We start from the raw sequence: 26,171 nt of genomic DNA on the forward strand, positions 1-26,171 counted from the left end.
ACGGCAGCTGCTCCAGGAGCGGGTGCGCCTGCGCGCCATTGAGAAGATCCTCCTGAGCAGCCAGGCGATCAACGTAATTCTCGACCTCGACCAGCTCTGCCGGGTGATCATTGATCGTGCCTGCGACCATGTGCCCTGCGATGCCGCGTTCCTGGTGCTCTCCGGTACGGCTGACCAGATCGGCCAGGTGATCGCTACGCCGGACGGTGCCGAGCTGCTGCCTGCTGGTGAGTCCGCCGCCCGCGATGCGGGGCGTGCCAGCGGGCCGCTGACCCATGCGGGCGAGCGCCTTGCGCGCATCGGTGATCGCGCGATCTCCACCGGTGTTACGGTGCCCCTGCGCGCGCAGGGGCAGGCTGTGGGCGCGCTGATCCTGTGTAGCGAGCAGCCCGATCTGCTCGCCCCAAGCACGCAGGACACCCTCGCGCTCCTCGCCAATCAGGCTGGCACAGCCTTGCGCAACGCCCAGCTCTACGGTGAGCTCCAGGTCGCCTACCACTCGCTACGTGAGCTGGATCGGCTCAAGAGTGAGTTTCTCGCGATCGCCTCTCATGAGCTGCGCAGTCCGCTCTCGATCGTGCTGGGCTACACCAAAATGGTGCGTGATCGTGGCGATGGTGAGCAGCGCGAGTTTTCGCAGCGCGCGCTCGACAGCGCCGAGCAGATTAAGGCGATCGTCGACACGATGGTTCGCCTGCGCCACGCTGATCTCAATCAGTTGACCTTGAGCCCAGAGCCCTGGCCCATCGCTGCGCTGATCCGCCAGGCGGTTGAGCGTCTCACCCCTACGGCTGATCTGAAGCGGCAGCAGGTCGAGCTGCTGATCTCCGATGAGTCGCTGACGCTCCCCGTTGATCGTGAAAAAGTGCTGCTGGTGCTTGGTAATTTGATCGATAATGCGATCAAATTTAGTGCCGAGGGCGCGGTGATCCAGGTTGGCCTGGCGAGTTGGCACCATGAGCGGATCCTGGCGGCGGCGGGTGCCGCCGTGCCAAACGTGACGATTCGCGGGCTCGGCGCGCTCTCCGAGTCGCGCTGGGCGGTGATGCGGGTGGTTGATCCGGGCGTGGGGATCAGCCGCGAGCAGCAGCCGCAGATCTTTGATCGCTTCTATCAGATTGCGGGGTCGCTCACCCGCAGCCATGGCGGCCCCGGCCTTGGCCTTGCCCTCGTCGCTGACCTTGCGACGCTTCAGGGCGGCATTGTCTGGGTTGAGAGCGCCGAAGGGAAGGGCAGCATCTTTAGCTTTGCTCTGCCATATCTGCAGTCGGCATAGCGGCGTGGGTGGATTTGAGGGCTTCGCCCCAGACCTGGTTTTTCATTGGGTTTGGGCGGCGAAGCCGCCCAAACCCAATGAAAAATACTGCGGGGGTGGCGTAGCCGCCCCGCCCCCCACTGGGATATGACGTTGTAGCAGCCGTGATCCCTCGCCTGCGCCCCGCACCACCGTAACCGCGATAGGGTATACTAGAGGGCAGATTGTGCTGTGTAAATGCTATAGGGCGGGAATGCATTCCCTCCCACTCCGAGAAGCGAGAGCTGAAAATGACCTATCGTCTTGTGGTCGTCACCGTCGAAAATGAGATCTTGCGCGCCTTGCCATCTGCGCTTGGTGATGATGTGAGCGTGCAGATCTTTGAGTCGGCGAACGACGCCCTGTGGGAGCTACGGGTGAACCCGCCGGAGGCGGTGATCGCTGAGGTGGAGCTACCTGGGATGACGGGCCTGGAGCTTGCGGAGATCATTCCGAACTTTGAGATCCAGACGAACGTGCTGCTCTATAGCCCGAGCCTGAACGATAGCGCGCGCAAGCAGGCCGAGGCGCTGGGGGTCTATACATTTCTGCATGGCCCGGGCGCGGCGGGCGAGCTCCATGCGGCGATACAAGCGGCGCTCCATGATGCGCACATGGCCGCCGAGGCGGCCGCCGCCGAGCCCGAAGAGGAAGACGTACCAGAGCCAGAGGCAGAGCCAGAGCCAGAGGCGAAGCCTCGCCGTATGGCGATGCGTCCCGTCTCCCCGGCCCCACCTGCCGCGAGGCCCAGTGCCGCGCAAGAGCCGAAGGCTGAGCGGCGTGACTTCACGCCGGCCCGGGTCGTGCTGCCCTCGGCGCGTGAGCGCGAGCAGGCGGCGGCGGCACCGCCGCCGCCGCCGCCGCCTGCTCGCGGTGGGCTCGCCTCGCGGACGCGGGCTGCCGTTGATCGTAAGCCTGAGCCTAAGCCGCGAGCGGAGCCGACGCCCGAGCCGACCCTTGAGCTGCCTGGACGTCGTAGCTCTGGCACGCTGGTTGTCACCGCTGAGAATATTAACGCGGTCCGCAAGGACATGAGCCAGCTTGCTCAGGAGCTCGGGGCCCAGAGCGTGATGCTCACCGACCGTGCTGGCATGGTGCTCGTCGATGTAGGGACAACCGATGGCCTGCTTATGATGAGCGTCCTGCCGCTGCTCTCGATGAGCTTCTCTACGTCGGGTGAGGTGGCTCGCCAGCTCCAGGAGGAAGATGCCCTCACCGTATATATCCACGAAGGTATGAACTACGACCTGTACTGCTTCGATGTGGTGCAGCGATTCCTGCTCGTGCTCGTGTTCAACAAGAAGATTGCCAGCTCAAAGATTGGCTCGGTCTGGATTAATGCGAAGCGGGCTATCCGCGAGTTGCGTGATAACCTCGCGAAGACATAGCCTGTTTGCGCATCACAATGAGCTATGGTATACTCCGGGCGATTTCCAACCGGGTGCCCATAGGAATATCAACTGCTCAGCTCAACTCTTCAGTGGCGAACAGTTGACATTTTTTTGCCCTCTATGGTAAACTGATTGTGAAAGAGTTCTCAATATAGTACAGGGAGAGGGGATCGCCACGATGCGAAATCGGATCCTCACAGTTCTGGGGGCGCTAGCGGTGCTTGGCATCGTTATGTACTTCCTGGGCTTCCGGATGTCCAAAGACGACCTCCACATCTCCGCTGCCGCAGAGCCGCTCTTCTGCATCGGTGGCGCGCTGGATGCTTCGGGGGAATTGTGTGAATCGGGCCTGCCATTCACCAACTCGGTGCTGATGACTCTGTTGGTCGATGTGATCTTGGTTGGTATCGCCTTTGGGGTTGGGCAGCGGCTACAGCTCGTGCCGCGTGGGTTTCAGAACATCGTCGAGCTTACCATTGAGTTCTTCTATGACTTCGCTCGCGGCGTTGACAAGAAGAATGTCGGAAAATTCTTCTCCCTGGCGGCGACGATTTTCATCTTCTTCCTCGTGGGTAACGTGCTAGCTCTGGTGCCGGGCTTCGGCAGCATCGGCACATGCCGCCCGAAGGTCGAGGCAGTGGTCGAGGGCGCGGCACCCGAGGCACACGCGGCAGAGAGCACCACGCTGGTGAATCTGGCGGCCTTCCCCGGAGCCTGCGATCACAAGACGAGCCTGCTGGTTCCCTATATGCGGGCACCTGCAGCGGATCTCAACGTCACCTTCGCGATCGCTATCGCGGCAGTGTTCATGGTGGAGTTCTGGGGCTTCCAGGCGCTGGGCATCGGTTATCTACGCAAGTTCTTCATCTTCAATGAAGGCCCGATCATGTTCTTTGTCGGACTGCTCGAGCTATTCTCGGAGATCATGCGTGTCGTCGCCTTCGCCTTTCGAATTTTTGGCAACATCTTTGGTGGAGAGGTGGTCCTGGCTGTGATGTCCTTCCTCTTCGCCTACCTGTTGCCGCTCCCCTTCTACGGCCTTGAGCTGTTCGTCGCCTTTATCCAGGCGGTCATCTTCGCGGTGCTCACCGTTGTGTTTGCGGCTCTTGCGGTGCAGGGGCACGGTGATCATGATGATCACGCGCATGCGGGAAATGAGGCTGCTGCCCACTAAGTACGCCCGTTCGGACGCATTTCGCTGACTTTTAGGAAGCGTTGCTTTTAGGAGGCTTTGGTAATGAGTGACAAAGCGGCACAGCTTATTGGCATGGCGCTGGCGATCGGTCTCGGTGCTATTGGCCCGGGTGCGGGCATCGGGATTATCTTCGGGGCCGCGATCGAGGCGATGGGGCGCAACCCCGAGGCTGAGGGTCTGGTACGAACCTACATGTTCCTCGGCTTCGCGCTCACTGAGGCTCTGTTCATCTTCGGCCTGGTGTTCGGTCTGCTGATCGGCTTCGGTATCCTCTAATTCATCCATCAGGTCTCCTCCGCCGCCAGAAAATTGGGCGGCGGTGGTCAAGATGAGGAGTAGGACTGTGGAAAAGCTGGGCATCAATTGGGGCTTGCTGATAGCGCAGCTCTTCAATGTGATCTTCCTGGTCTGGCTGCTTGGCCAGTTTCTGTACAAGCCGATCCTGAACATGCTCGGCGAGCGGACGCGGCGCGTGCAGGACAGCCTTGCCGAGGCGGATCAAGTGAAGCAGCAGCTCGCCAACGCGAAGAAGGACTATGAGGCCGAGCTGGCGAAGGCGCGCCAGGAGGCGGCCGGGATCGTGGCGCAGGCCCAGGATCGGGCCAAGGCTCAGGAGGCGGAGATCGTCGCCCAGGCCCGCCGCGACGCTGAGCGCATCCGCGATGAGGCTCGCTCCACCGCAGTTCAGGAGCGTGATACGCTGCTGAGCGATGCGAAGGGCCAGATCGCTGATCTGGTTATGATGACGGCATCGCGGGTGCTTGGCGCTGAGCTACAGGCCAAGGGCCACGATCAGCTCATCTCTGAGTCGCTGGCCGCCCTGGATCGCCGAAACTAGAGGGCGCTGCCCACGCTGCGGCAGGTAAAGGAGGGTGTCTCAGGCTCCCCCCTTTGCCCCCGGCAGCGGCTGGCTGCCCCTGAGATGGATAACGATATGGCAACCAAAGTTGATCCCAAGGCGATCGCAGGGACGCTCTATGATGCGCTGATGGGTTCCGCTATGGAGCAGCTTCAGACGGCCGCTTCGAAGCTGGCCGGCGTCGGGGGCGATGATCTGTCCCAGCGTGTCAGTGCCGCGCTACCCGCTGATGCCATGCCGCAGGTTCGGAACTTTCTGCTCGGCCTGGCGAAAGAGGGCCTGCTCGATCAGGTTGGCGATGTCGCTGAGGCCTTCGGGCGCCTCACGACGAGCGCCTCCGCCCAGTCGCTTGATTCTGTCGTCACCAGCGCGGTCACGCTTAGCGCCGATCAGCAGGCGGCGATCGTCGCCGATCTGCGCCAGCGCTACGGCGCTGACCTGAGCGCCACCTTTGATGTCGATGCGTCGCTGATCGGCGGCCTGCTCATTCGCGTCGGCGACCGGGTGCTCGATAATAGCCTGCGCACGCGCCTCAGCGCCGTCCAGCGCAATATGCTCACCAGCTAGGGAACAGGGTACAGTGTACAGGGCACAGGGTTCGATGGGGCGCGGCGTTCGATGCCTGGAGCAGCTCGCTCTCCCCTGTACCCTTTCCCCTGTACCCTCACTCAGGAGCACTCACTATGACGATTACTGATGATCTTATCTCCCGGCTTAAGGCCGGGATTACTGCTGGCGTAGACCTTAAGCCGCGCCAGGTGAATGTGGGCACGGTCGCCTCCGTCGGTGACGGCGTCGCTCGTATCGAGGGCCTGGATCAGGTGGTGGCCTCCGAGCTGCTGGAGTTCCCGGTGAAGGCCGGGCGCAGCGAGGCGATCTACGGCATCGCCCTGAACCTCAACCGGAATGATGTGGCGGCGATCGTGCTCGGCGACTCGGAGTCGATTGCTGAGGGCGACCAGGTTAACTCGACCCGTCAGGTTATCTCGGTGCCCGTCGGCCAGAGCCTGCTTGGGCGCGTGGTGAACGCGCTGGGCCAGCCGGTGGACGGCAAGGGGCCGATCAACAGCGAGACGATCCGCCCGATCGAGCGCATCGCCCCCGGCGTGATCACCCGCAAGTCGGTGGACACCCCCGTGCAGACGGGCATCGTCGCCATCGACGCGCTCATCCCGGTCGGCCGCGGCCAGCGCGAGCTGATCATCGGCGACCGCCAGACCGGCAAGACGGCTGTGGCGATCGACGCCATCCTCAACCAGAAGGGTCAGGGGATGGTCTGCATCTATGTGGCGATCGGCCAGCGCCGCGCGCAGATCGCCCAGGTGGTGGGCGCGTTCGAGCGCTACGGTGCCATGGACTACACGATCGTCGTCGCCGCCTCGGCCTCCGAGTCGGCCGCGCTCCAGTATATCGCCCCCTACGCCGGCTGTGCGATGGGCGAGGAGATCATGGAGAACGGCGTGATGGTGGACGGCAAGCTTGTCAAGGACGCGCTGATCGTCTACGACGACCTGAGCAAGCACGCCGTGGCCTACCGCCAGGTGTCGCTGCTGCTGCGCCGCCCCCCCGGCCGCGAGGCCTACCCCGGCGACGTGTTCTACCTGCACTCGCGCCTGCTGGAGCGCGCCGCCCGCCTGAACGAGGAGAATGGCGGCGGCTCCCTCACCGCCCTGCCGGTGATTGAGACCCAGGCCAACGACGTGTCGGCCTACATCCCGACCAACGTGATCTCGATCACTGATGGACAGATCTACCTGGAGGCCGACCTGTTCAACGCCGGCCAGCGCCCGGCGCTCAACGTCGGCGTCTCGGTGTCGCGTGTGGGTAGCGCCGCGCAGACCCGGGCGATGCGCTCGGTGGCCGGCAAGCTGAAGGGTGAGCTGGCGCAGTTCCGCGACCTGGCGGCCTTCGCCCAGTTCGCCTCGGATCTGGACGCGACCACCAAGGCCCAGATCGACCGCGGCCAGCGCCTGCAGGAGCTGCTCAAGCAGCTGCAGTATAACCCGCTGCCGGTCGCCGACCAGGTGGCGATGCTCTACGCCGCGAACAATAACTACCTTGAGGATGTGCCCGTCGCGCAGATCACCCAGTGGCGCGATGACTTCATCGAGTTCCTGAAGACGGCCCACCCCGAGGTGCGCAAGCTGATTGATGACAACAAGCTGGACCGCAAGTTCCCCAGCGACGAGGTCAAGAAGGCGCTCGAGTCGTCGATCAAAGAGTTCAAGTCCACGAGCAACTATAGCTGATTGCAGATTGCAGATTGCAGATTGCAGATTGGATTACAAAGTAATCTGCAATCTGCAATCTACAATCTGCAATGGAGTGCGATATGGCGAGCAGCCGAGAGATTAAGCGGCGCATCAAATCCGTCAAGAATGTGGCCCAGATCACCCGCGCGATGGAGATGGTCGCCGCATCGAAGATGCGCCGGGCCCAGCGCAATGTGCTGGCGGCCCGCCCCTACGCTGACCGCATGCGCGATATGATCGGCGAGTTGACGGCGCGCGCGGTGGGCGGCGCCCGCAAAGGCACGCTCCTTGAGAAGCGTGAGAATGTGCGGCGCGTCGGCCTGATCATCGTCACCCCCGACCGCGGCCTGTGCGGCAGCCTGATAACGAACGTGCTGCGGCGCTCCGCGCGCTTCATCCTCGACCAGCGCGCCCTGGGCCGTGAGGTCGATGTCTTTACGTACGGGAAGAAGGGCCGCGACTTCGTCTCGCGCACCGGCTACACGCTGGCCGGCGAGATGGTCAAGATCGGCGACGCGCCGAAGATAGAGGATATTCTCGGCGTGGCGATCGATGCGGTCTCGGGCTTTGAGTCGGGGCGCTACGATGAGCTCTACCTGATCTACAGCGAGTTTATCAACACCCTGGTCCAGCGGGCGGCGCTCAAGCAGCTCGCGCCGGTGGAGTCGGCGGAGCCGGCGAGCTCCAGCCGCTCGGACTTCACCTATGAGCCGAGCCAGGAGGATGTGCTCCAGGAGCTCCTGCCGCGCTATGTGGAGTCGCAGATCTACCAGGCGATCCTGGAGTCGATCGCGAGCTTCTACTCGGCCCAGATGGTGGCGATGCGCAACGCCACGAAGAGCGCGAAGGATCTGGTGCAGGATCTGACCCTGAGCTTTAACAAGGCGCGCCAGGCCGCGATCACGAAAGAGGTCAGCGAGATCGCGTCCGGCGCGGCCGCCCTCGCAGAGTAGTAACCAATCGGGGCGGCGCGCCGCCCCCCGACGGAGGATAGTATGTCGCACGGAACAGGGAAGATCGTCGAGATTATCGGCGTGGTGATCACGGCCAAGTTCCCGCTTGGCCAGGTCCCCGAGATCTATAACGCGCTGGAGATCCCGCTGGCCGATGGCAAGCGGCTGATCTGCGAGGTGCAGCAGCAGCTTGGCGACGGCTATGTGAAGGCGGTGGCCATGGGCACCACCGACGGCCTCGCCCGCGGCCTCGATGTGATCGACGCCGGGCGCGCGATCTCGGTGCCGGTCGGCCCGGCCACGCTGGGGCGCGTGTTTAGCGTGCTCGGCGACCCGATCGACGGCGAGGGTCCGGTGGACGCCTCCGTCGAGCGCCGGCCGATCCACCGCGCGCCGCCCTCGTTTGAGGAGCAGAGCACCGAGGCCCAGGTCTTCGAGACGGGGATCAAGGTCATCGACCTGGTCGCCCCCTTCACCCGCGGTGGGAAGACCGCCATCTTCGGCGGCGCCGGCGTGGGTAAGACGGTGGTGATCCAGGAGCTGATCGCCAACATCGCCAAGGAGCAGTCGGGCTTCTCGGTCTTCGCCGGCGTGGGCGAGCGCTCGCGCGAGGGCAACGACCTGATCGCTGAGATGAAAGAGTCTCAAATCGATGAGAAGACGACCGTCTTCGATAAGACGGTGATGGTCTTCGGCCAGATGAACGAGCCGCCCGGGGCGCGCCTGCGGGTGGGCCTGACGGCCCTGACGATGGCGGAGTACTTCCGCGATGAGGGCCGCGATATCCTGCTCTTCGTCGATAATATCTTCCGCTTCGTGCAGGCCGGCTCCGAGGTCTCCTCGCTGCTGGGCCGCATGCCCTCGCAGGTGGGCTATCAGCCGACGCTGGGCACCGAGATGGGCGAGCTCCAGGAGCGGATCACCTCGACGAAGCGCGGCTCGATCACCTCGATGCAGGCGGTGTACGTGCCCGCCGACGACTACACCGACCCGGCCCCGGCCACGGTGTTCGCCCACCTCGACGCGACGATCTCGCTGGAGCGCAGCATCGCCGAGCGCGCGATCTTCCCGGCGGTGGACCCGCTGGCCTCCACCTCGCGCATCCTCGACCCGAATATTGTGGGCGAGGAGCACTACCGCGTGGCCCAGGATGTCAAGCGTGTGCTGCAGCGCTACCGTGACCTGAAGGACATCATCGCCATCCTCGGCATGGAGGAGCTGGGCGATGACGATAAGCTGACGGTATCGCGGGCGCGCAAGATCGAGCTCTTCTTCTCGCAGCCCTTCACGGTGGCCCAGCAGTTCACCGGCCGCCCCGGCAAGTATGTGCCAGTGGCCGACACGGTGAAGAGCTTCGCCCGCGTGCTTGCGGGCGAGGGCGACCACATCCCCGAGAGCTTCTTCTACATGCAGGGCGGCTTCGACGAGGTGATCGCGGCCTACGACGCGGCCCAGAAGTAATTGCAGATTGCAGATTGCAGATTGCAGATTTTCACAATCTGCAATCTGCAATCTGCAATCTGCAATCGAGGTGATCTATGCCGATGCATCTTGAGATAGTCACCGCCGAGCGGGTCGTCCTCTCTGAGGAGGTCGATCAGGTGAACGCGCCCACCCGCGACGGTCGGGTCGGCATTCTGCCGCGCCATGAGCCACTGATGACGATCCTCCAGCCCGGCGAGCTGACGATCATCAAGGGCGGGGAGCGGATGCCCTTCGCAGTCTCCGGCGGCTTCATGGAGGTGCTGTCGAGCCGGGTGACGATCCTGGCCGACACGGTCGAGCGTGCCGACGAGATCGATGAGGATCGCGCCATGCGCTCGCGGGTCGCGGCCGAGGAGCGGGTGAAGAGCGCCCAGACCGAGCGCGACATGGCCATGGCCGAGGCGAAGCTGCGCAAAGAGATGGTGCGTCTGCGCGTGGCCCAGATGAAGAATATCCGGCGCCAGTAGGGCCGAAGCATTCGGGATCGGCGCTTCGCGCCGATCCCGAATGCTTCGGCCCTACGGCGATTATCCGTGATCACGGGCGGGAGGGCAACCTCCCGCCCGTTCTATGTGCGCGCCGACGGGGTGGGCAAGATCGGCTATAATAGCGCCGGTTATGCCGCAGCGCGGCAGGCCTGATCACGCACAGCGGGCGCGGCGCGCCTGGATGATAGAGGGATGTATGGCTCGCAAGATCGGCATCGACCTGGGCACGGCCAATGTGCTTGTCTATGTGAAGGGTAGGGGCATCGTGCTCTCCGAGCCGTCTGTCGTGGCGCTCTCGAAGCGCGATGGCAAGGTGAAGGCGGTAGGCGCGGATGCGCTGGCGATGCTCGGGCGCGAGCCTGAAAGCATCGAGGTGATCCGGCCAATGCGCAATGGTGTGATCGCCGACTATGAGGTGACGGAGGCAATGCTGACATACTTCATCACGCGGGCGACGGGGCGCATCCGCCTCTCGAAGCCTGAGGTGATGATCTGCATCCCCGCCGGCGTCACCAGCGTGGAGATGCGCGCGGTGCGCGACGCGGCCCTACACGCCGGTGCCTCGCGGGCTTGGCTCATCCGTGAGCCGCTAGCCGCCGCCATCGGCGCGAATATCCCGGTGGCACAGCCCTCGGGCAACCTGATCATCGATATCGGTGGCGGGACGACTGAGGTGGCCGTGATCTCGCTCAACGATATTGTGGTCAGCACCTCGGTGCGGGTGGGCGGCAATAAGTTCGATGAGGCGATCGCCGCCTATATCAAGCGTAAGTACAACGTGCTGATCGGCGAGCGCACCGCCGAGAGTATCAAGATCGAGATTGGCTCGGCGCTTCCCCTGGAGCGCCCGCTGACCACCCAAGTGCGCGGGCGGGATCAGGTGGCTGGCCTGCCGCGCACGATCGAGGTCGATAGCAACGAGATCACTGAGGCCATCCAGGAGCCCCTGGAGGCGATCGTCAACGCGGTGCGCGCCGTGCTGGTGGAGACGCCACCTGAGCTCTCGTCGGACATCATCGACAAGGGCATGGTGATGACCGGCGGCGGCTCAATGCTGCGCCGGATCAATGAGTTGCTCACCGAGGTGACGGCGGTGCCCTGCTATGTCGCCGACCAGCCGGCTTCCTGTGTGGCGATCGGCACCGGCCTGGCCCTGGAGAATATCGATATTCTGCGCGATAGCCTCAGCGGGGACGATCTGAACTAGCGGAGGCGGCCCATGGAGAAGCGTACCTTCTGCTTCTGCATGGGCGCTACTCTCCCTCAAGGATCTCGGGGATCAGGCTGCTGGGCAGCGTGAGCGGGCCGAGGCCATTGTCTTCCTGGAGCAGGTTGTGGCGGATCTGGGCCATCTCGATCAGGTGGCCGCGCTCGTGGTCGACCACCCAGTTCCCCTGGTGGGTGAGCGGGATGGTGCCGAAGATCTCGTGATAGCCGGTGCGGTGCCAGGCCGCCGGGGTGAGCCCGCGCAGGAGGCCCAGCGTCTGCTGCCGGCTGTTCTGGAATCCGTCGAGCAGGTCGCCGATCTTCTTGTTGTTGTAGGCGGCGGCGCTGCCCAGGGTCGGCGGGTGGCCGCTGGGTAGTCGCGGGCTCTGGGTTTCGAGGATGAGCCATGCCCGCTCGCGGAAGACCACGTCCATATCGATGAGGTGGCCGACCAGCTCCTTGAGCGAGTGGCCGCCGAGCCGCCGCTGGAGCTGGTCATCGCTGAGATCCTCGACGATGGCGCGCAGGGTCGCCGGAGTCTGCTCGATCTTCCTGACAATGCTGTAGGGGCCGAGGGTGCCCATCGACTCGGCGGCACGGAAGAGGATGAAGCCCTCGCGCACGGTGCCGCAGCTGGGGCAGACACTGGGCGGCGGGCCCTCGAAGAGATTGCCGCAGCTTCCACAGACCGCCAGGTCGCCGATCTCCTTGGCGGTGAGGTCGCGGCCCTCGGATAGTGCGTGGGCCGCGCGGCTCATCAGATCGCGCGAGAGCGGCGTGGTTCCGGTGACGGGGCCGGTGGCGATGGCGTTTGGCTCCAGACCCGCGAGGGCGCGCGCGATATTCTCGGTGGTGGCGCCAACCTCGCCGAGGGACTGGAGCGCGAGCTCGGAGCGCACCCGCTTGACGGCGCTGGAGGCCTCGAAGATGCGGGCGATATTGTAGCGTCGCTCGCGGCGGGCCCGCAGCGCCCAGACGTGGTAGGCTGTGTAGCCCAGGCTCATGCTGCAGAGCAGGCGGCGGTTCTCATCCTGGTCGATGCTCATGAATGCTCGCCCCCCTCATCGGAGCGCTGATGCTGCACGAGCTCGATCAGCACCCCCTGGGCACCGGCCTTCGGGTGGACGAACGCCACGAGCGTGTTGTGGATGCCGGGCCGGGCCACCTTGTCGATCAGGGGCACCCCGCGGGCGCGCAGCTCGTCGAGCGCGGCGGCGACATCGTCGACGCGGTAGGCGATGTGGTGAATCCCCGGCCCCTTCTCGCGGAGGAAGCGGGCGAAGCTGGCATCGTCCGACGTCGGGGCGATCAGCTCAAGGAGGGTGTCGCCCAGGCGGGCGACGCCAATGTCGGCGTGGCGTTCGGGCAGGGCGATGCGCTCCCAGGACTCGATGCCGAATGCCTGGCGGTAGTGATCGATGGCGGCGTCCACGTCGGCGACGACGAAGCCAATATGGTCAACAAGCGTAAACATGGGGGGCATCCTCCAGGGTTTCTGATACCACTGGTATTATACCGCTCCTACGTAACGCTCTTGCAAGGTTGTGCCTTTGACACGTTTGCGCAACACGCTACAATGAGGGCCGTACCAAGATTGTAGATTGTAGATTGCAGATTGCAGATTGGGTGCGATTTGTCCTGATGCGATCTATAGGTGCTGACTCTGTATGATGACATCACCTCCCGATCAAGTAGCGCAGGAGCTCGCCGCCCTCGGCGCGGCGGCGCGCCTGCTCCACGACGATGATCCGCTGCATGTGCGCCTGCACCGGCTCTTCGATCTGCTCCGCGAGGCCGTCGATCACCGCGATGCGCGGATCACCTGCTGGCCTCAGTCGGCGAGGCCGGGGGGCGCTCGCCAGCAGTTCTACTCGGCCGATGCCTGGCCCTACCCCTGGGACGATGGCCTGACTCGCACGGTGGCCCGCGAGGGCGTGATCGCGCGGCGGGTGATCGCCCTGGGCGGCGGCGGCGCGGGCGGTGGCCGGCTCCCTGCGGCGCGGGCGGCCTACTTGGGCGCCCCGATCCGCTGGGGTGGCCGGCTCTGGGGCGTCCTTGAGCTGCGGGCCGAGCACGCCGATGGCCTGCGGTCGGCCTCCGACGATCTGATCGGCGGCATGCTGCCCCTGCTGGCGGCCGCCATCGCCGAGGAGGGCCGCCGCCGGTCGGATCTGCCGACGGGGGAGCGGGCGAGCGACACCCCGACCGGGCTGACCCTCCGCGCCCCTGATAAGCAGCGGCTTGTGGCGCTGAACAGCAGCCTCGACGCGCCCATCGATCTGCACGACCTGCTCAGCCTGCTGCTGCGCCGCGCCCTTGAGGCGAGCGGCGCAGAGGCGGGCGCGGTGGCCTTAGTCGATCATGACCAGGGCGAGCTTGTGCTGCACACCTTCGAGGGCTTCGCCGATGATGTCGGTGTGGGCATGCCGAGCGGCCCGCGCCAGCGCTGGAGCCTGAAGACGGGCCTGGCCGGACAGGCCGCCCTGGGCGGGCGGGCGCTGCTTGTGCGCGATGTGACGCTTGAGCCGGGCATCCCCGGCGCGGGCGCCGGGCTACGGGCCGAGCTGGCCGCGCCGATCATGATCGGCGACCGCGCCGCCGCCGTGATCATCCTCAGCAGCCCGCGCTCGGACGCGTTCGGCGAGGATGAGCTGTCCTTTGTGCGGGCGCTGTGCGCGCGGGTCGCTCAGCCGCTCAGCCGCGCCATGCACTACCAGGAGGCGATCGAGAGCGCCCTCTACCTCGGCCAGGTGTTCAGCAGCCTGCCCACCGGCCTGGCCCTGATCGATATCAACGGCAAGGTGCTGCGCTCGAACCCCGCGTGGGATCTCCTCTGGGGCCTGCACGGCCACGCCCGCCACGAGAGCTTCCACGTCTCCCTCGACCTGATCGCGCACCTGCTGCCGCGCCTGCACGAGCCCCTGGGCCTGACGGAGTTCTGCGACCGCATGCAGCGCTCGCCCGCGCAGGATCTGATGGTGACGGTGCGCCTGCAGCACCCGACCCAGGAGCTGGAGGTGCGCGCCGTGCCCACCCGCGATAGCAAGGATCAGATCACTGGGCGGCTCTGGGCGGTGAGCGATGTGACCCGCGAGCGCGAGTCGGACCGGGTGAAGGGCGAGTTTGTGTCGATCGTCTCACACGAGCTGCGGACGCCGCTGACCTCGATCCTTGGCTACACCGAGCTGCTGCTGAGCCGCGACTTCTCGCCGGAGGAGCGCCAGCAGTTCATCGGCACGGTCTACACCGAGGCGGAGCGGCTCTCGCAGCTGGTCGAGGACCTGCTCGGCATGTCGCGCATCGAGGCCGGCAAGGTGAAGCTGAACCGCTGGGTGGTCTCGCTGACGAACATCGTCTATGAGCTGACCACGCAGCTCAACACGTCGCTGATGAACCACCGCCTGCTGATCGACATTCAGGGCGAGATCCCGCCGGTCTACGCGGATCGCGACAAGCTGAAGCAGATCATCTTCAACCTGCTGACTAACGCGATCAAGTACAGCCCGGGGGGCGGCGAGATCCAGCTGCGCATCCACGAGGCCCAGGCGTCTACGCTGCCGGAGGATCACCCGGAGGGGCGCTGGGTGGTGGTGTCGGTGCGCGACCAGGGCATCGGCATCGCCCCGGAGGATCTGGCGCGGATATGGGAGCGGTTCTACCGGGTGGATAACACGAACACGCGGCGGATCGGCGGCACGGGCCTGGGGTTGAGCATTACCCGGGCGCTGGTGGAGCTTCACGGTGGCCGGATCGATGTGGAGAGCGAGCTGGGCCGGGGCAGCCGGTTCTTCTTCACCCTGCCGGTGTCGAATGATCTGGCGCGGAGGTAGGTTTTTTGCTGCGGTGTGACGGCGAAGCCGTCACACCGCAGCAAAAGAAAAGAGCGCCGGTGGCGGTTACACGCCCCAGGTTGGCTGGACGCCCTCGACCTGGTAGGCGTAGGCCATGCGGCGGGTGTTCCAGGAGAGGCCGATCTGGCCGCCGGGGGTGAGCACGATGCAGCCGCCGCTGCCGCCGGAGACCTGGTGGGAGAGGACGCGGATGGCGGCCTCGGCGGCCGTCTGGGGGGATGCGCCGCGTTCAAGCATCTCGATGGCCCGGCGGGCCAGGGCGACGCGGACGATCGACTCGCCCCAGCCGGTGCAGACGACGGCGCCGACCCGGGCGTCGGCGTAGAGCCCGCAGCCGACCATGGGCGTGTCGCCGATGCGGCCGGGGAGCTTGAAGGGGGTGCCGCCGGTGGAGTTGGCGGCCACTAGGTTGCCGCTCTGGTCGAGGGCGATCGCGCCGACGGTGTCGTGGCCGCCGACGGTGGTGGCGACGGGCGGGGACTCGGCGGGCGGCGGGCTGGTATGGCTCTCGGGGCTCGGGGCGATCCGCCCGGCCTTCCACTCCTCCCAGAGGGCGCGCTCGCGCTCGACGATCAGCTCGCTGTTCTCGATCAGTGGGATGCCGTGGGCCACGGCGAACTGCTCGGCGCCCTCGGCCACCAGCATGGTGGCGGGGCCGACGAGCAGCTTGCGGGCCAGGGAGATCGGGTTGCGGATGTGCCGGAGGTTTGCGGCGGCGCCGTAGCGCAGGCTGCGCCCATCCATCAGGGCGGCGTCGAGCTCGACGGTGCCGTCCGAGGTGAGCACCGAGCCGGTGCCGGCGTCGAAGATCGGGTCGTCCTCCATCAGGCGGACCGCCGCCTCGCAGGCGTCGAGCGCGGATGCGCCGCGGCTTAGCAGATCCCAGCCGGCCGCTAGGGCGGCGCGGCAGCCGGCCTGGTGCGGCTCAACCTGATCGTCAGGGATGGCCCATGCGCCACCGTGAACAATGAGCGCAATTGGCATGGGTCGTGGCTCCGTGGATAGTTCAGTATAATCAATGAAAGATGCTCAACTCTACCACAATCGGTAGTTGCTCGCAAGGATAGTGACATGCTTGTCATCATCACGCCGAACCCGGCCCTGGATCGCACGATGGTCTTCCCTGGCCTGCGCCTGGGGGCGGTGCAGCGCACCGATGATGTTGTAGTGGCGGCCGGGGGCAAGGGGCTGAACGTGGCCCGCGCGGCGCTCACGCTCGGCCAGCCGGCGCTGCTCTGCGCGCCGATCGGCGGGCTCACCGGCGATCTGGTGGCCCGCCTAGCTGAGGCCGAGGGGCTCGCGGGGCGCTGGAGCCGCCACGCCGCCGGCGAGACCCGCACCTGCGTGCTGCTGGTGGACCCGCAGGGCGGCGACGCGACGGCGCTGAATGAGTCGGGGCCGGTGTTCGCCGACTCTGACTGGGCGGCGTTCGCGGATGCGGCCATGGCCGCATCGGCCGACGCGCGGCTCTGCCTCATCTCGGGGAGCCTGCCGCGCGGGGTGGGCGCGGTGCGGCTGGGCGATCTGGTCGGGCGGCTGGGGGCGGCGGGGCGTCGGGTGATCGTGGACACGAGCGGTGCGCCGCTGGAGGCGGCCCTGGCGGCGCGGCCCTACGGGGTGAAGGTGAACGGCGCGGAGCTGGGGGCGGCCCTCGGGCGGGCCGAGCTGGCCGACGTGGCCGGGGCGGCGTCGGCCCTGGCCGAGCTGCGGGCCGGCGGCCTGGGGCTGGCGGCCGTCTCTCTGGGCGCGCTGGGGGTGGTGGCCGTCGATGACACCGGCGCCTGGTGGGCATGCCCGCCGCCGATCGACCTCGTGAGCACGGTGGGCAGCGGCGACTCGCTGCTAGCCGGGCTCTCTACAGGCCTGCTGCGCGGGCTGCCGCTGCCCGAGGCCCTGCGCCTGGGGGTGGCCTGCGGCAGCGCCGACGCGCTCACCATCGGCGGCGGGCGGATCGAGCTGGCGGAGGTGGAGCGGCTGGCGGCGGGGGCGCGGGTGTTGAGTGTTGAGTGTTGATCACCCCGCGCCGATCAGGCGGGCCAGCTGCTGGGCCTGGTCGGGGTTGAGGTAGCAGGCGCGCTGGCCGGAGGCCGCGTAGAGGCTGAGGTCGCCGCCTGCGCCGAGGATGAGCTGGCCGCCGCCGATGGGGCGGATGCGCTTCTGGGTGACGGCGAGCAGCTCGCGCAGCTCGGCGACCTCGGCGGCGGACATGCGGGCCACCTCGCGGCCGCGCACCACGTGGAAGAAGGAGATGGCCGGCTCGCCCTCGGGGCGGTAGGTGACCTCGTACTCGGCGATCTGCGCGATCTGCATAATGTGTCTCCTGTTGGGGCGCAGCAGCGCGATGCATGTATGTCGCAAAGCGACATGCACGTATCGCGCTGCTGCGCCCCTACGGCGATGCGGGCGGGTCGCGGACGGCGACGACCACCTGCCAGAGGCTCTGCTCGCCGAAGGGCACCGGCGGCAGGACGGCGTCGCCGAAGACGCTGAGCGGGCGCAGGCCAGCCTCGGCGAGCAGGGCGGCGAGCTCGGGGAAGCCGTAGAGGCGGATGCGGTCGCCGGGGTGAGCCACGTCGAGGCTCTGGGCGGCGTCGAGGTAGCGGTAGCCGATGTGCAGGGCGGCCTCGCGCGGCTCGAAGCGGGCATCGCGCAGCACGTAGCCGGCGCCGATCTGGTACCAGCCGCTGCGAAACTCGCGCAGGTAGGCCTCGATCTGGTAGGGGTTGATGCACTGCAGCAGCAGCCGACCGCCGGGGGCGAGGGCGCGGGCGGCTCCGGCGAGCACCGCCTTGTTCGTGGCGTCGTCGAAGAAGCCGAGGCTGCTGTTCATGATCAGCACCACGTCGAAGCGGGCCTCGTAGGTCAGCGCACGCATGTCGCCTTGCACAAAGCTGACGCTCAGGTCGCGCTCGGCGGCGCGCGCGCGGGCGTGGGCCAGCACGGGCGCCGCCGCGTCTAGGCCGACCACGGTCAGCCCCCGCCCGGCCAGCTCGATGCTGTGCCGCCCGCCGCCGCAGGCCAGGTCGAGGATCGTCTCGACGCCGCGCAGGCTGAGCGCCTCGGCCAGGAAGTCCGCCTCGCGGCGGGTCAGGTCCTCGGCGTAGTCGCGGTAGTGGGCAAACTCGTGGACCTGGAGCAGCTCCTCCCACCAGTCGCGTATCGCTTCGCTCATAGTATTGAATGTTGAATGTTGAATGTTGAATGTTGAATGCCGCACATTCAGCATTCAACATTCAACATTCAACATTTATAGATCGACCTGCCTGGGCATGATCGGCAGTTCGTCGACGCGCAGGCTGGGCGGGAGCGTGCAGACCCAGAGCAGGGACTGGGCGACGTCGTCGGTGGTGATCAGCTGGCGGCGGAAGGCCTCGTCCGGGTTGAGTGGGTGGATGTCGGCGTTGATCAGCCCGGCGTAGACGGTGGTGACGAAGACGTTGTGGGGCCTCAGCTCCTGGGCCATCGACTGGGAGAGGCCGGCGAGGGCGAACTTGGCGGCGCAGAGGGGGCCGATGTTGGCCACGCCCACCTTGCCCACCCGCGAGCCGAGGTTGATGATCGTGCCGCTGCGCTGGCGTTTCATGACCGGCACCACGGCCCGCGCCGTGTAGAACACCCCGCTGAGGTTGGTGTCGATCGCGCCGCGCCACTCGGCGTCGCTGAAGGACTCGATCGGCGACACTCTTCTGAAACCTTGTCATACGCCGAAACCTTAACTTGTGACCAATGGTGTAAGGAGTGTTGAGTGTTGAGTGTTGAGTGTTGGAGCCAACACTCAACACTCAACACTCAAGCATAGGCCGGCGCGGGGGTAGCGCGGGCGGGCGGGCGTGTGCCACGCGCAGCGCAAGCTGCAAAGGTCTCGAAAACCTTACTGGATCCACGGGTTCGAATCCCGGCACGGCACAGGCCGTACAGGGCACACGAGCACCGGGCAGTGGGCATCGGGCACATACCAGGCACAGACGACCGACCGCGTGAGGGTGGGTCTGGGGCGACGCGCCGGAACGAGCAAGACCATACAACCGCTGGGATCGTGATCGTCGGGCCGGACGTGGGAGGGTTATCATGAACAGAGCCCCACCGCCGCCACGCCGCAGTCCGCGCCGCTGGCGGGCCAGGTGCGGAACAGCGCCGGCGGCTACAGCTACCCGGTGGACGACTGGACGCGCCTGGGCCGCTTCCTGGTGCTGGGCAGCGAGGGCGGCAGCTACTACGCCGCCGAGCGCGCCCTGACCCTGGAGGGCGCCCACGCCGTCGCCCGCTGCCTCGCCGAGGACGGCGGCCGGGCGGGCGCGGAGATCGTGGCGGTCAGCGCGGCCGGCCGGGCGCCGAAGAACGACCCGGCCCTGTTCGCCCTGGCCATGGCCGCCACCGCCGAGGCCGGCGAGACCCGCCGCGCCGCCCTGGCGGCCCTGCCTCAGGTCGCGCGCACCGGCACCCACCTGCTGCACTTCGCCGGCTACGTCCAGGCCCTGCGCGGCTGGGGCCGCGGCCTGCGCCGCGCGGTCGGGGCCTGGTTCCTCGAGCAGCCCGCCGAGCGGCTGGTGCTCCAGGCGATCAAGTACCGCCAGCGCGACGGGGTAGGCGCGGAACGCCAGGGAGCGCGCGATCACTCCTTAGCCTGGCGCGCAGATCCGCTTACTCCTCTGACGCGTCGCCGGCCACCGGCCGACTGGCACCGCAGTTCCAGCAGTCGGTGAACTGCGGATCAAGCTGCTCGCCGCACCTCGGACAGCGCCACGGCGTCGCGCCCGTGGTGGCAGGCTGACTCTGCAGGAACTCCTGGATCAGCGCCTCCGCCCGCGCCTGGTCATCGTCGGCGACCCAGAGCGATGGGCGGGATTCCTGCATGGGCAGGGCGCCCTGGAGCCCGGTGAGATCATCGCCCTGGATCATCGCCGCAATCCCTGCGGCCTCCAGGTAGCCCTTGATCAGATGGGCCTCAGCCGGCAGGGTGGTGGTATGCACCAGCTTCATCGTGGTCTCCTCGCCCGTTACCAATGTGCGCCGCGCCGTGCGGCGATGGAGCTTCCACCATACCACGGATGCGGGCAGGCACACGACGGGCATGGAATCTCCACGATGGCTGATGCATCGTCGGCTCGCTCCACTGAGCGCGCCTATCTCATCGGCCTCTGTTCACGCTGCTGGCCCGCACCGATCAGGCGCAGATCGTACTGCCCAGCGCTCCGCTGGCGGAGCTCGAAGAGATCCGGGTGCGCCTGGAGCAGCAGGCCGAGGCGCGCATAGCCGTGCCGCTTCGGCGTAAAGGCCGGGTCGAGCTGCTTGAGCTGCTGGCCGAGCGCGGTCATCGGTAGCCAGCCATCCTGCTTGGCGGCCTGCTGCCAGGCGGATTCCAGCAGCGCCCGCACCGCGCTCTGCTGCGGCGCGACCGGCGAGCGCAGTGCCCGCAGCACAATCTGGTGGGCCGGATTGTCGGCATCCGGCTGGACACTGAACAGATCGTCGCGCTGCTTAATCAGCTGCGCCAGCCGGGTATGGCCGTAGGTCTGTGGCTGAAGCTCGGGGTGGCGCCGCTGCAGCTCGTTCACAAAGTTCGAGAGCGAGACCGCGCCACGCGCCTGGCGCACGCCCTCCCACACCGCGATCAGCAGCGGCCCGACATCAGCGATACCAGCCGAGGCTTTCGTGGGCTTCGGCGCGGGCGCGGGGGCTTTCGCGGGCTTCGGCGCGGGCGCGGGGGCTTTCGCGGGCTTCGGTGTGGGCGCGGGGGCTTTCGCAGGCTTCGGTGTGGGTGCAGCGGAGGGGGGCGCTGCTGCGGACGTATGGGGCACCACCCTGGGTGGCGGGGAAGGCAGAGCCGGCGATCCGGTCAGCTCCTCCAAGGTCAGAAAGACGCTGCTCACCTGCACCAGCGAGGGCAGCGTCTGGGCGCGACCGATCACCACCACGGTGCGCTGGGCCGCGCGGAGGCGGGCGACCAGCGGGGTGTAGTCGCTATCGCTGGCGACGATGCAGAAACAGTCGATAGCCCCGCCGTGCAGCAGATCCATCGCATCAATCGTCAACAGGATGTCGGTGGCGTTCTTGCCGGTCGTGGTGGGCTCGTGATGGATCGGCTGGATGGCGTGGCGTGCGACCGGCTCAAGCCAGCCGCGCGTGCTCGCCGCCGCCCAGTTAGCGTAAACCCGGCGCACGCGAACGGTGCCAAACTCACCCGCCTTGGCCAGCACATGGGCCGCGACGCCGGGCGCGCAATTCTCCCCGTCGATGAGCAGGGCCACCGATGGCGCTGCCGCACGCGCCGTTGCCGACCCAGGTGTCACACCTTCCGGCGCGCAACGCTCCGCGCGGTCGAGCAGATCAGCCGACGGCTCGCCCGGCGCGAGATCAGGTGCCTGACCGAGCGTCCGCAGCATGACTTGATACGGCGTCGCAACCCAGCGTGTAAACCAGCTCTCGTTTGGATTCATAGGTGAAGATGTGAGGGAGCATGAACATAGATGTCGTACACATGCTACGCGAAGACCCGGCTTGAGGTTTCATGGGCGATCGCAGAGGGAACCCTGCCCAGGGCTCAGCGGTGCGCCAGCTCGGCCCGCACCTCCATCAGGATCTTCCCGAGCATGTTCTTGCCACTGCCGTCGGCCCCGCAGCCCCAGTAGTAGTCGCCCGGCGCGTTCTCGACCAATGCCGCATCGCCGGTGGCCAGCAGCTCGGCCCGCAGGTCGGCGTGGGCGCAAAACTTGGCCCGCACCGCCGCGCGCATCACGTCATCCTTCACCTGCTCCCAGTCGGCGCGCAGCGGGCGGCGCCGGTCGCGCCCCATATCCGCCGCGGCGCGCGGCGTCGGCGCGCTGCGGATGGCGTCCTCATGCTCCGTGCCGGCGAACTTCTGGGCCTGGAAATAGTGCTCGCTGGTCGGCCACCAGACATCCTTGAGGGTGAAGCCGTGGCGCGAGAAGTTCGAGAACCCACCATAGGCGTCGCGGGTGCTGTAGAAGAAGATGGTCATAGGAGCCTCGCTCTGGGCAGATCGACAGGTGTGTTACGTCAAAGTATAGCCACACTGCCCCGCATTTGCCACCGACCTTGGGACGACCGTCGGCAGTGACGGCGGGTGTGCGTACTGTCTACGGCTGAAGGGGCGCTGCCCGATCTCCTGCTGGCGACCGATGCTCAAGATGAACATACGTACTATGGTGGCGCTGCCTTGTACGGTGGTCGGGATGCTGCTACGATAGCTCTATCAATGTAGCGCACCGCAGCGCGCCTGGGATGCGGCGAGCGATGGATATGAGCGGGACGGGAGAGGGAACGCGTATGCAGTTTCACGCCATCATCGAGCTGCACGGCAAGACAGCCACGGGAATGCAGGTGCCCGCAGAGGTCGTGACCGCCCTCGGCGCGGGGAAGCGGCCGGCGGTGCGGGTCACGATCAACGGCTACACCTACCGCAGCACCGTCGCGGCCTATCGCGAGGCGTTCATGCTGCCGCTCAGCGCGGAGCACCGGGCGGCGGCGGGCGGCCAGATAGCGAGTGATGCTCGGCTCGCTGGCGCAGGCCACCTCCGCCGCGCGCAGGGCTAGGTCCGCCCGGCCAATGCCGGGCGCAAGCGCGGCCAGCCAGCGCGGCCAGCCAGTCGCCCAGGGCGCCCCGCAGCCCGCCCAGGCCCAGGCCGTGCTCGGCGACCTGGAGCGCCCCGTCGAGCTGGCCGCCCGCGCGCAGGGCGGTGGACAGGGCCAGCGCGTCGGCGGCGCTCGCGAGGGTCTCGATGCCTGCCGCGACGGCCTCCTCCACCCGGCCCAGGCGGGCCAGCATCAGGGCGCGCTCGCGGTGCAGCCCGTAGGCCGCAGCGAGGTTGAGATACTCGTCCAGCCGCTCCTGGCGCTCCAGGATGCGTAGCCGGATCAGGGCTAGCCTGGGCGGCGGGCCGACCGCCGGCGCTGCGGTTGTGCCAGGCGGCTCCTCGTCTCGCTCGTCAGCGTTACCTCCCTCGACCGCGCTCGGCGCAGGGGCGAGCACCGGCTCGCCGCGCAGGGCGCGGACGATCTGCGGGTCGTGCCAGCCCTCCTGGGCGGCCCGCATCGCCAGCCGCATGCCCGAGTCGCTCCCGTAGTCGGCCGCATCGCCGGCCCACTCCGCGAGCTGGTCGTCCCACTCCTCCAGCTCGTCGGGGCGCAGATCCGCTGAGAGCAACGCCTCGGCCCACAGCGCCCCCAAGTCATCGAAGACATCGCCAAGTGCCGTAGGAGTCGTCGAAGTCGTGCTGACCCTCGCTATACTCCTCGGTGATCACCTCAAGCAGGCTCAGCGCGTTGGCGCTGTCGCCGCCCTCGACAAAGCCGCGCACCTGGTCGAGGATCGCACGTATCCCCGCAGCGATCGCGCTGGAGGTATCGTAGCTATCATAGCTGCGGTACGAGGTATGCATGAGCGCGCGCACCTGGCGCTGGATCGGCCCGACATCGACGGGCGGGTGGGTCGGGGCAGCGCGGGGCGTGGCGCGGACCTGCGTCACCGCGACCTCGACCGCAATCACGTCGGCGAGGTCGGGCTGGCGCACGGCCAGACGCAGCAGCAGATCCTGGAGCTGATCGCGGTCGAGGGGCTCCAGCAACGTCTCAAGCGTGATACTTACTCATGCCTCACTATCCTCCCAGACCTCATCGTCCGCATCGCCATCATACTGGGGCGGCGCCTTGCCCTCCGACTCGACCAGCCGCGGGTAATCGCCCGGCTCAGCCTGTGGCTGGATAGCCACAAGAGTGACATCGAATAGGTGGTCGTCGCCGTAGTCGAAATAGTAGAGCACTGTGTGCCCGACGCGCAGACCCAGCTGGCCGAGCGCCACGGTGCTGGTGTCCAGCGGCTCGACATCCTCAGTGTCATCCCCCTCGTCAGCGATCACCTCGCCTTCCGCCCCCTCAGACTCCTCATCGGTGAATAGCTGCATCGCCTCATCAAACATCGCGCCAAAGAAGGGGGTGCCCTCTGGGCCGGAGATTTCGTAGCCATCGTCGCGAGCCTTGCCGCGCAGAAAGAAGCTGTAGAGGTGGTCGGCATCCCACGCGAACGCGTCCTGGATGGCGATGTGCAGCGCCGCGAGGGTCTGCTCGGGGCGCAGGGCGAGGGTGCGCGTGGCGCCCGAGCGGTCACCCCTGAGCCGAACCTTGAACAGGTAGACCCCGCCGGGGCTATCGAGCGGGGCCGGTGTCCCAACGTAGCGCAGGGTCATGCGGGCCTGGTAGCGCGCCTCGAAGACGGGGTCAGTGGTCGCGCAGGCGTTCAGGGCGACCAGGACGTGCTGCGGGAGCGGGCGCTCGGGATGGCGTAGGCGCTGCCGAGGTAGTACGCGGCCAGGATGCGCACGGGCGGGTTCGCGTGCTGGAGCGCGGCATCGAGGGCCGCGTAGGCGGCAGAATCCCCTTGCTTGATCGCAAGCAGGGTCAGTGCGCTGAGGGCGAAGGACTGCCTGCGCGAGGCGAAGCTGTCGCGCGCGCGCTTCAGGTCGAGCAGCGACTGCCAGAAGGGGATGGCCTCAGGGGCCTGGGTATAGCCGAGCCAATTGAGCAGAAACGCCTCGACCTTCGCCGCATCCTTGGTGTTGCGCTTCGCCAGTGAGACGACAAGCTGCTGGGCGTACTCACGATCCGAGGGTGGCAGGGTGATCGGGGCCAGCTCCGGGACAGGCGGGAGTAGCCCGCTGAGGCGCTGTTTGGTGCCCGGCGGGCCAGCCAGGGCCTTAGCCAGCTGCGCGAACGACGTGCGGATCGCGCGCATGATGCGCTGGTTGGGGGCACCTGGAGGCATCTGCTCGCTATCAGGACGAAGACCGCCAGCACCGCCGCCCAGGCCGGCGTCCCGCGCAGCGTGTCGAGCAGGAATCCGGGCTTGCCCCCCGAGACGTAGACCAGGCTGTCCGCCGCGATCCGCTGGGCCACCTGCGGGTCGTCGGCGCGCGCGCCCGCGCCGATCGGGATGACATCGACGCTGACGCCGAGGGCGGCGAAGTGGGCGCGGCCCAGCGTGGCCCAGCGTTCCACCACCTGCGGGCCGTCGGGGACGGCGGCGGTGGGGATGACGGCCACGTGGGCGCGACCCGTCTGGCGCGCCCGCGCCAGCAGCCCGGCGTCAATCGGCCGCATCACTTCAAGAAACTCGCCCGAGCCGACCAGGGCCAGCGTTCCCGCCACAGTCATCCTCCCATCCGCAATCGAAATCAGGCGGAGGGCACAATGCGCCACTGGTGGATGGTGAGGATGTCGTCGAGGAGCAGGGGGCAGGCGGCGGTCGAGAGGAGCGGGGCGAGGAAGCGGTGCAGGCGGAGCAGGGTGGGGATCGATCCGGTACTCGTGCGTCGGCTGGTCGTGCTGGCGGGCTCATCGGTGAAGCGCTGGATACGGTCGAGGATGGTGTGCAGGGTTTTGGCCTGCTCCGGCATCTGCTCGGCGTCGGCGATGCGCTCAGCGAGGCTTTTGAGATTCCAGGTGTGGGCGGTGGTCGTATTGAGCCGGTCGAGGATGCTGTCGAGGTGCCAGGCGAAGGGCGGGTCGGGGGGGGCTATCGGGGGCAAGCAGGAGGCGTGATCGGGGGTGGCTTCGGGGTGATTGCTGGCGGGGGATCTTCGGGATCGTGGCTGGCAGGCCGGGAAGATGGTGTGCAGCGGGTAGGACTTGCCGCTATACCACGAGAGCGTCCCCAGCAGCCCGCCGGCGACGCGGGCGAAGGTCGGCAGCGTCCAGGCGCTTTTCCCCTGTTCGAGCCGCGAGAGCTGGGCGAAGTCGAAGCGGGCGGCGGCGGCGACCATCCGTAGCGATGCCTGGGGCTGGTAGCGCTCCAGATCGGCGCGCAGGGCGCGCATGCGGCCCTCGTGATCGACCCAGCCCGGCGCCCATGAGTCGGCATCAGTGCTGCTGACGCCGCTCGGCGTCCCTATCGTCCTATTTGTCCAGGCCGTCACGCATCACTCCTCTGTTGGAAAGCTATCTCTCGTACTATACCATCTCTTCGGCTGATCGCAAGCGACTTCGGTCGGAGATCAGGGCATGTGCAACGTCCTGAGCGCCCCACAGCTGGCGACTGATGTCGCGCCAGCGGGGCGCTCCGCGTCGGACGTCGGCGCAGGCCGACGCCGGAACCGCCCGCGCAGGCGGGCGGCCGGCCGCAGGCCACCGCGACGCGGCTTCAGCCGCCAGCGACGTTGCACATGCCCTGGGCCGGAGAGATGTT

28 protein-coding genes and 2 pseudogenes are annotated in these 26,171 nt (G+C 67.0%); 15 read left to right on the forward strand and 15 right to left on the reverse strand.

All coding sequences use genetic code 11. The features are described from left to right. Positions 1-22 precede the first annotated feature (22 nt). The 11 genes from K2Z83_RS09660 to K2Z83_RS09710 all read left to right on the forward strand — a co-directional run bounded on the left by K2Z83_RS09660 (position 23) and on the right by K2Z83_RS09710 (position 11,124). Positions 23-1,276, forward strand: a complete 1,254-nt coding sequence (locus tag K2Z83_RS09660; protein ID WP_370650125.1) for an ATP-binding protein — start codon at positions 23-25, stop codon at positions 1,274-1,276. A gap of 269 nt (positions 1,277-1,545) precedes the next feature. Then, the gene (locus tag K2Z83_RS09665) at positions 1,546-2,682 is read left to right on the forward strand and encodes a response regulator (RefSeq protein WP_220594963.1); all 1,137 of its coding nucleotides are present in this window, start codon (positions 1,546-1,548) and stop codon (positions 2,680-2,682) included. A gap of 181 nt (positions 2,683-2,863) precedes the next feature. Beyond that, entirely contained in the window at positions 2,864-3,859 is a 996-nt protein-coding gene (locus tag K2Z83_RS09670) for a F0F1 ATP synthase subunit A (protein ID WP_255603665.1), read from the forward strand. Between the two features lie 63 nt (positions 3,860-3,922). Next, positions 3,923-4,156, forward strand: a complete 234-nt coding sequence (gene atpE / locus K2Z83_RS09675) for an ATP synthase F0 subunit C (protein ID WP_220594964.1) — start codon at positions 3,923-3,925, stop codon at positions 4,154-4,156. A 67-nt stretch (positions 4,157-4,223) separates the two neighbouring features. Continuing rightward, positions 4,224-4,718: a F0F1 ATP synthase subunit B gene (locus K2Z83_RS09680; RefSeq protein ID WP_220594965.1), complete on the forward strand. Its 495-nt coding sequence runs from the start codon at positions 4,224-4,226 to the stop codon at positions 4,716-4,718. 96 nt (positions 4,719-4,814) lie between these two features. Then, a complete protein-coding gene (gene atpH, locus K2Z83_RS09685) occupies positions 4,815-5,306 on the forward strand; it encodes an ATP synthase F1 subunit delta (RefSeq protein ID WP_220594966.1) in 492 nt (163 codons plus the stop codon). A gap of 116 nt (positions 5,307-5,422) precedes the next feature. Continuing rightward, positions 5,423-6,988: a F0F1 ATP synthase subunit alpha gene (gene atpA / locus K2Z83_RS09690; RefSeq protein WP_220594967.1), complete on the forward strand. Its 1,566-nt coding sequence runs from the start codon at positions 5,423-5,425 to the stop codon at positions 6,986-6,988. A gap of 83 nt (positions 6,989-7,071) precedes the next feature. After that, positions 7,072-7,944, forward strand: a complete 873-nt coding sequence (locus K2Z83_RS09695) for a F0F1 ATP synthase subunit gamma (protein WP_220594968.1) — start codon at positions 7,072-7,074, stop codon at positions 7,942-7,944. Positions 7,945-7,986: 42 nt separating this feature from the next. Continuing rightward, on the forward strand, positions 7,987-9,405 hold the full coding sequence (atpD, locus tag K2Z83_RS09700; protein ID WP_220594969.1) for a F0F1 ATP synthase subunit beta: 1,419 nt from the start codon (positions 7,987-7,989) through the stop codon (positions 9,403-9,405). 77 nt (positions 9,406-9,482) lie between these two features. Then, positions 9,483-9,896, forward strand: coding sequence for a F0F1 ATP synthase subunit epsilon (locus K2Z83_RS09705; protein WP_220594970.1), 414 nt, complete (start codon positions 9,483-9,485; stop codon positions 9,894-9,896). A 217-nt stretch (positions 9,897-10,113) separates the two neighbouring features. Beyond that, on the forward strand, positions 10,114-11,124 hold the full coding sequence (locus K2Z83_RS09710) for a rod shape-determining protein (RefSeq protein ID WP_305082502.1): 1,011 nt from the start codon (positions 10,114-10,116) through the stop codon (positions 11,122-11,124). A gap of 46 nt (positions 11,125-11,170) precedes the next feature. On the opposite strand, the gene K2Z83_RS09715 is transcribed toward K2Z83_RS09710, so the two are convergent. Together K2Z83_RS09715 and K2Z83_RS09720 are read right to left on the reverse strand one after the other, a co-directional pair. Beyond that, a complete protein-coding gene (locus K2Z83_RS09715) occupies positions 11,171-12,169 on the reverse strand; it encodes a DinB family protein (protein ID WP_220594972.1) in 999 nt (332 codons plus the stop codon). After that, complete coding sequence (locus K2Z83_RS09720) at positions 12,166-12,597, reverse strand: VOC family protein (RefSeq protein ID WP_220594973.1); 432 nt, start codon at positions 12,595-12,597, stop codon at positions 12,166-12,168. Before K2Z83_RS09720 ends, K2Z83_RS09715 begins: the two co-directional genes overlap by 4 nt. Positions 12,598-12,790: 193 nt before the next feature. On the opposite strand from K2Z83_RS09720, the gene K2Z83_RS09725 reads away from it, so the two are divergent. After that, positions 12,791-14,953, forward strand: a complete 2,163-nt coding sequence (locus K2Z83_RS09725; protein ID WP_255603668.1) for an ATP-binding protein — start codon at positions 12,791-12,793, stop codon at positions 14,951-14,953. A 66-nt stretch (positions 14,954-15,019) separates the two neighbouring features. Here the strand turns inward: K2Z83_RS09725 and K2Z83_RS09730 are convergent, their stop codons facing one another. Beyond that, positions 15,020-15,958 carry an isoaspartyl peptidase/L-asparaginase family protein gene (locus K2Z83_RS09730; RefSeq protein WP_220594974.1) on the reverse strand — a complete coding sequence of 313 codons (939 nt, stop codon included), beginning with the start codon at positions 15,956-15,958 and terminating at the stop codon, positions 15,020-15,022. Positions 15,959-16,045: 87 nt separating this feature from the next. Between K2Z83_RS09730 and K2Z83_RS09735 the strand changes: the two genes are divergently transcribed. Next, entirely contained in the window at positions 16,046-16,987 is a 942-nt protein-coding gene (locus tag K2Z83_RS09735; protein WP_220594975.1) for a 1-phosphofructokinase family hexose kinase, read from the forward strand. Here K2Z83_RS09735 and K2Z83_RS09740 read toward each other — a convergent pair whose 3' ends face one another. The 3 genes from K2Z83_RS09740 to K2Z83_RS09750 all read right to left on the reverse strand — a co-directional run bounded on the left by K2Z83_RS09740 (position 16,988) and on the right by K2Z83_RS09750 (position 18,656). Next, the gene (locus tag K2Z83_RS09740) at positions 16,988-17,284 is read right to left on the reverse strand and encodes a hypothetical protein (RefSeq protein ID WP_220594976.1); all 297 of its coding nucleotides are present in this window, start codon (positions 17,282-17,284) and stop codon (positions 16,988-16,990) included. Positions 17,285-17,363: 79 nt separating this feature from the next. Then, positions 17,364-18,200 (reverse strand): class I SAM-dependent methyltransferase, encoded by an 837-nt coding sequence (locus K2Z83_RS09745; RefSeq protein WP_255603670.1) that lies wholly within the window; start codon positions 18,198-18,200, stop codon positions 17,364-17,366. Between the two features lie 21 nt (positions 18,201-18,221). Then, on the reverse strand, positions 18,222-18,656 hold the full coding sequence (locus tag K2Z83_RS09750; protein WP_220594977.1) for an SDR family NAD(P)-dependent oxidoreductase: 435 nt from the start codon (positions 18,654-18,656) through the stop codon (positions 18,222-18,224). A 439-nt stretch (positions 18,657-19,095) separates the two neighbouring features. Here K2Z83_RS09750 and K2Z83_RS09755 point away from each other — a divergent pair, with 439 nt between their 5' ends. Further along, on the forward strand, positions 19,096-19,677 hold the full coding sequence (locus tag K2Z83_RS09755) for a TROVE domain-containing protein (RefSeq protein WP_220594978.1): 582 nt from the start codon (positions 19,096-19,098) through the stop codon (positions 19,675-19,677). On the opposite strand, the gene K2Z83_RS09760 is transcribed toward K2Z83_RS09755, so the two are convergent. From K2Z83_RS09760 to K2Z83_RS09770, 3 genes are all read right to left on the reverse strand, one after another. Further along, a complete protein-coding gene (locus K2Z83_RS09760) occupies positions 19,616-19,954 on the reverse strand; it encodes a DUF2007 domain-containing protein (protein WP_220594979.1) in 339 nt (112 codons plus the stop codon). The genes K2Z83_RS09755 and K2Z83_RS09760 overlap by 62 nt on opposite strands. Positions 19,955-20,097: 143 nt before the next feature. After that, positions 20,098-21,411, reverse strand: a complete 1,314-nt coding sequence (locus tag K2Z83_RS09765) for a PIN domain-containing protein (protein ID WP_220594980.1) — start codon at positions 21,409-21,411, stop codon at positions 20,098-20,100. A gap of 104 nt (positions 21,412-21,515) precedes the next feature. Further along, complete coding sequence (locus tag K2Z83_RS09770; protein ID WP_220594981.1) at positions 21,516-21,953, reverse strand: NADAR family protein; 438 nt, start codon at positions 21,951-21,953, stop codon at positions 21,516-21,518. A 308-nt stretch (positions 21,954-22,261) separates the two neighbouring features. On the opposite strand from K2Z83_RS09770, the pseudogene K2Z83_RS09775 reads away from it, so the two are divergent. Further along, a pseudogene (locus K2Z83_RS09775) lies at positions 22,262-22,465 on the forward strand (DUF1905 domain-containing protein); the annotation flags it as partial. Here K2Z83_RS09775 and K2Z83_RS09780 read toward each other — a convergent pair. The 6 genes and pseudogenes from K2Z83_RS09780 to K2Z83_RS09800 form a co-directional block, all read right to left on the reverse strand. After that, a complete protein-coding gene (locus K2Z83_RS09780; RefSeq protein ID WP_220594983.1) occupies positions 22,437-23,138 on the reverse strand; it encodes a hypothetical protein in 702 nt (233 codons plus the stop codon). The pseudogene K2Z83_RS09775 and the gene K2Z83_RS09780 sit on opposite strands and share 29 nt — an antisense overlap. Before the next feature lie 25 nt (positions 23,139-23,163). Next, positions 23,164-23,559 carry a hypothetical protein gene (locus K2Z83_RS09785; RefSeq protein WP_220594984.1) on the reverse strand — a complete coding sequence of 132 codons (396 nt, stop codon included), beginning with the start codon at positions 23,557-23,559 and terminating at the stop codon, positions 23,164-23,166. Between the two features lie 21 nt (positions 23,560-23,580). After that, positions 23,581-24,177: a plasmid pRiA4b ORF-3 family protein gene (locus K2Z83_RS09790; protein WP_220594985.1), complete on the reverse strand. Its 597-nt coding sequence runs from the start codon at positions 24,175-24,177 to the stop codon at positions 23,581-23,583. Positions 24,178-24,227: 50 nt separating this feature from the next. Continuing rightward, positions 24,228-24,722, reverse strand: a complete 495-nt coding sequence (locus K2Z83_RS28920; protein WP_255603675.1) for a hypothetical protein — start codon at positions 24,720-24,722, stop codon at positions 24,228-24,230. An 86-nt stretch (positions 24,723-24,808) separates the two neighbouring features. Beyond that, a pseudogene (locus K2Z83_RS29845) lies at positions 24,809-25,141 on the reverse strand (Type 1 glutamine amidotransferase-like domain-containing protein); the annotation flags it as partial. Between the two features lie 20 nt (positions 25,142-25,161). After that, on the reverse strand, positions 25,162-25,902 hold the full coding sequence (locus K2Z83_RS09800) for a hypothetical protein (RefSeq protein WP_220594987.1): 741 nt from the start codon (positions 25,900-25,902) through the stop codon (positions 25,162-25,164). Positions 25,903-26,171 lie beyond the last annotated feature (269 nt).

The organism is Oscillochloris sp. ZM17-4 (assembly GCF_019599295.1).
In the GTDB taxonomy this organism is placed as follows: Bacteria; Chloroflexota; Chloroflexia; order Chloroflexales; family Chloroflexaceae; genus Oscillochloris.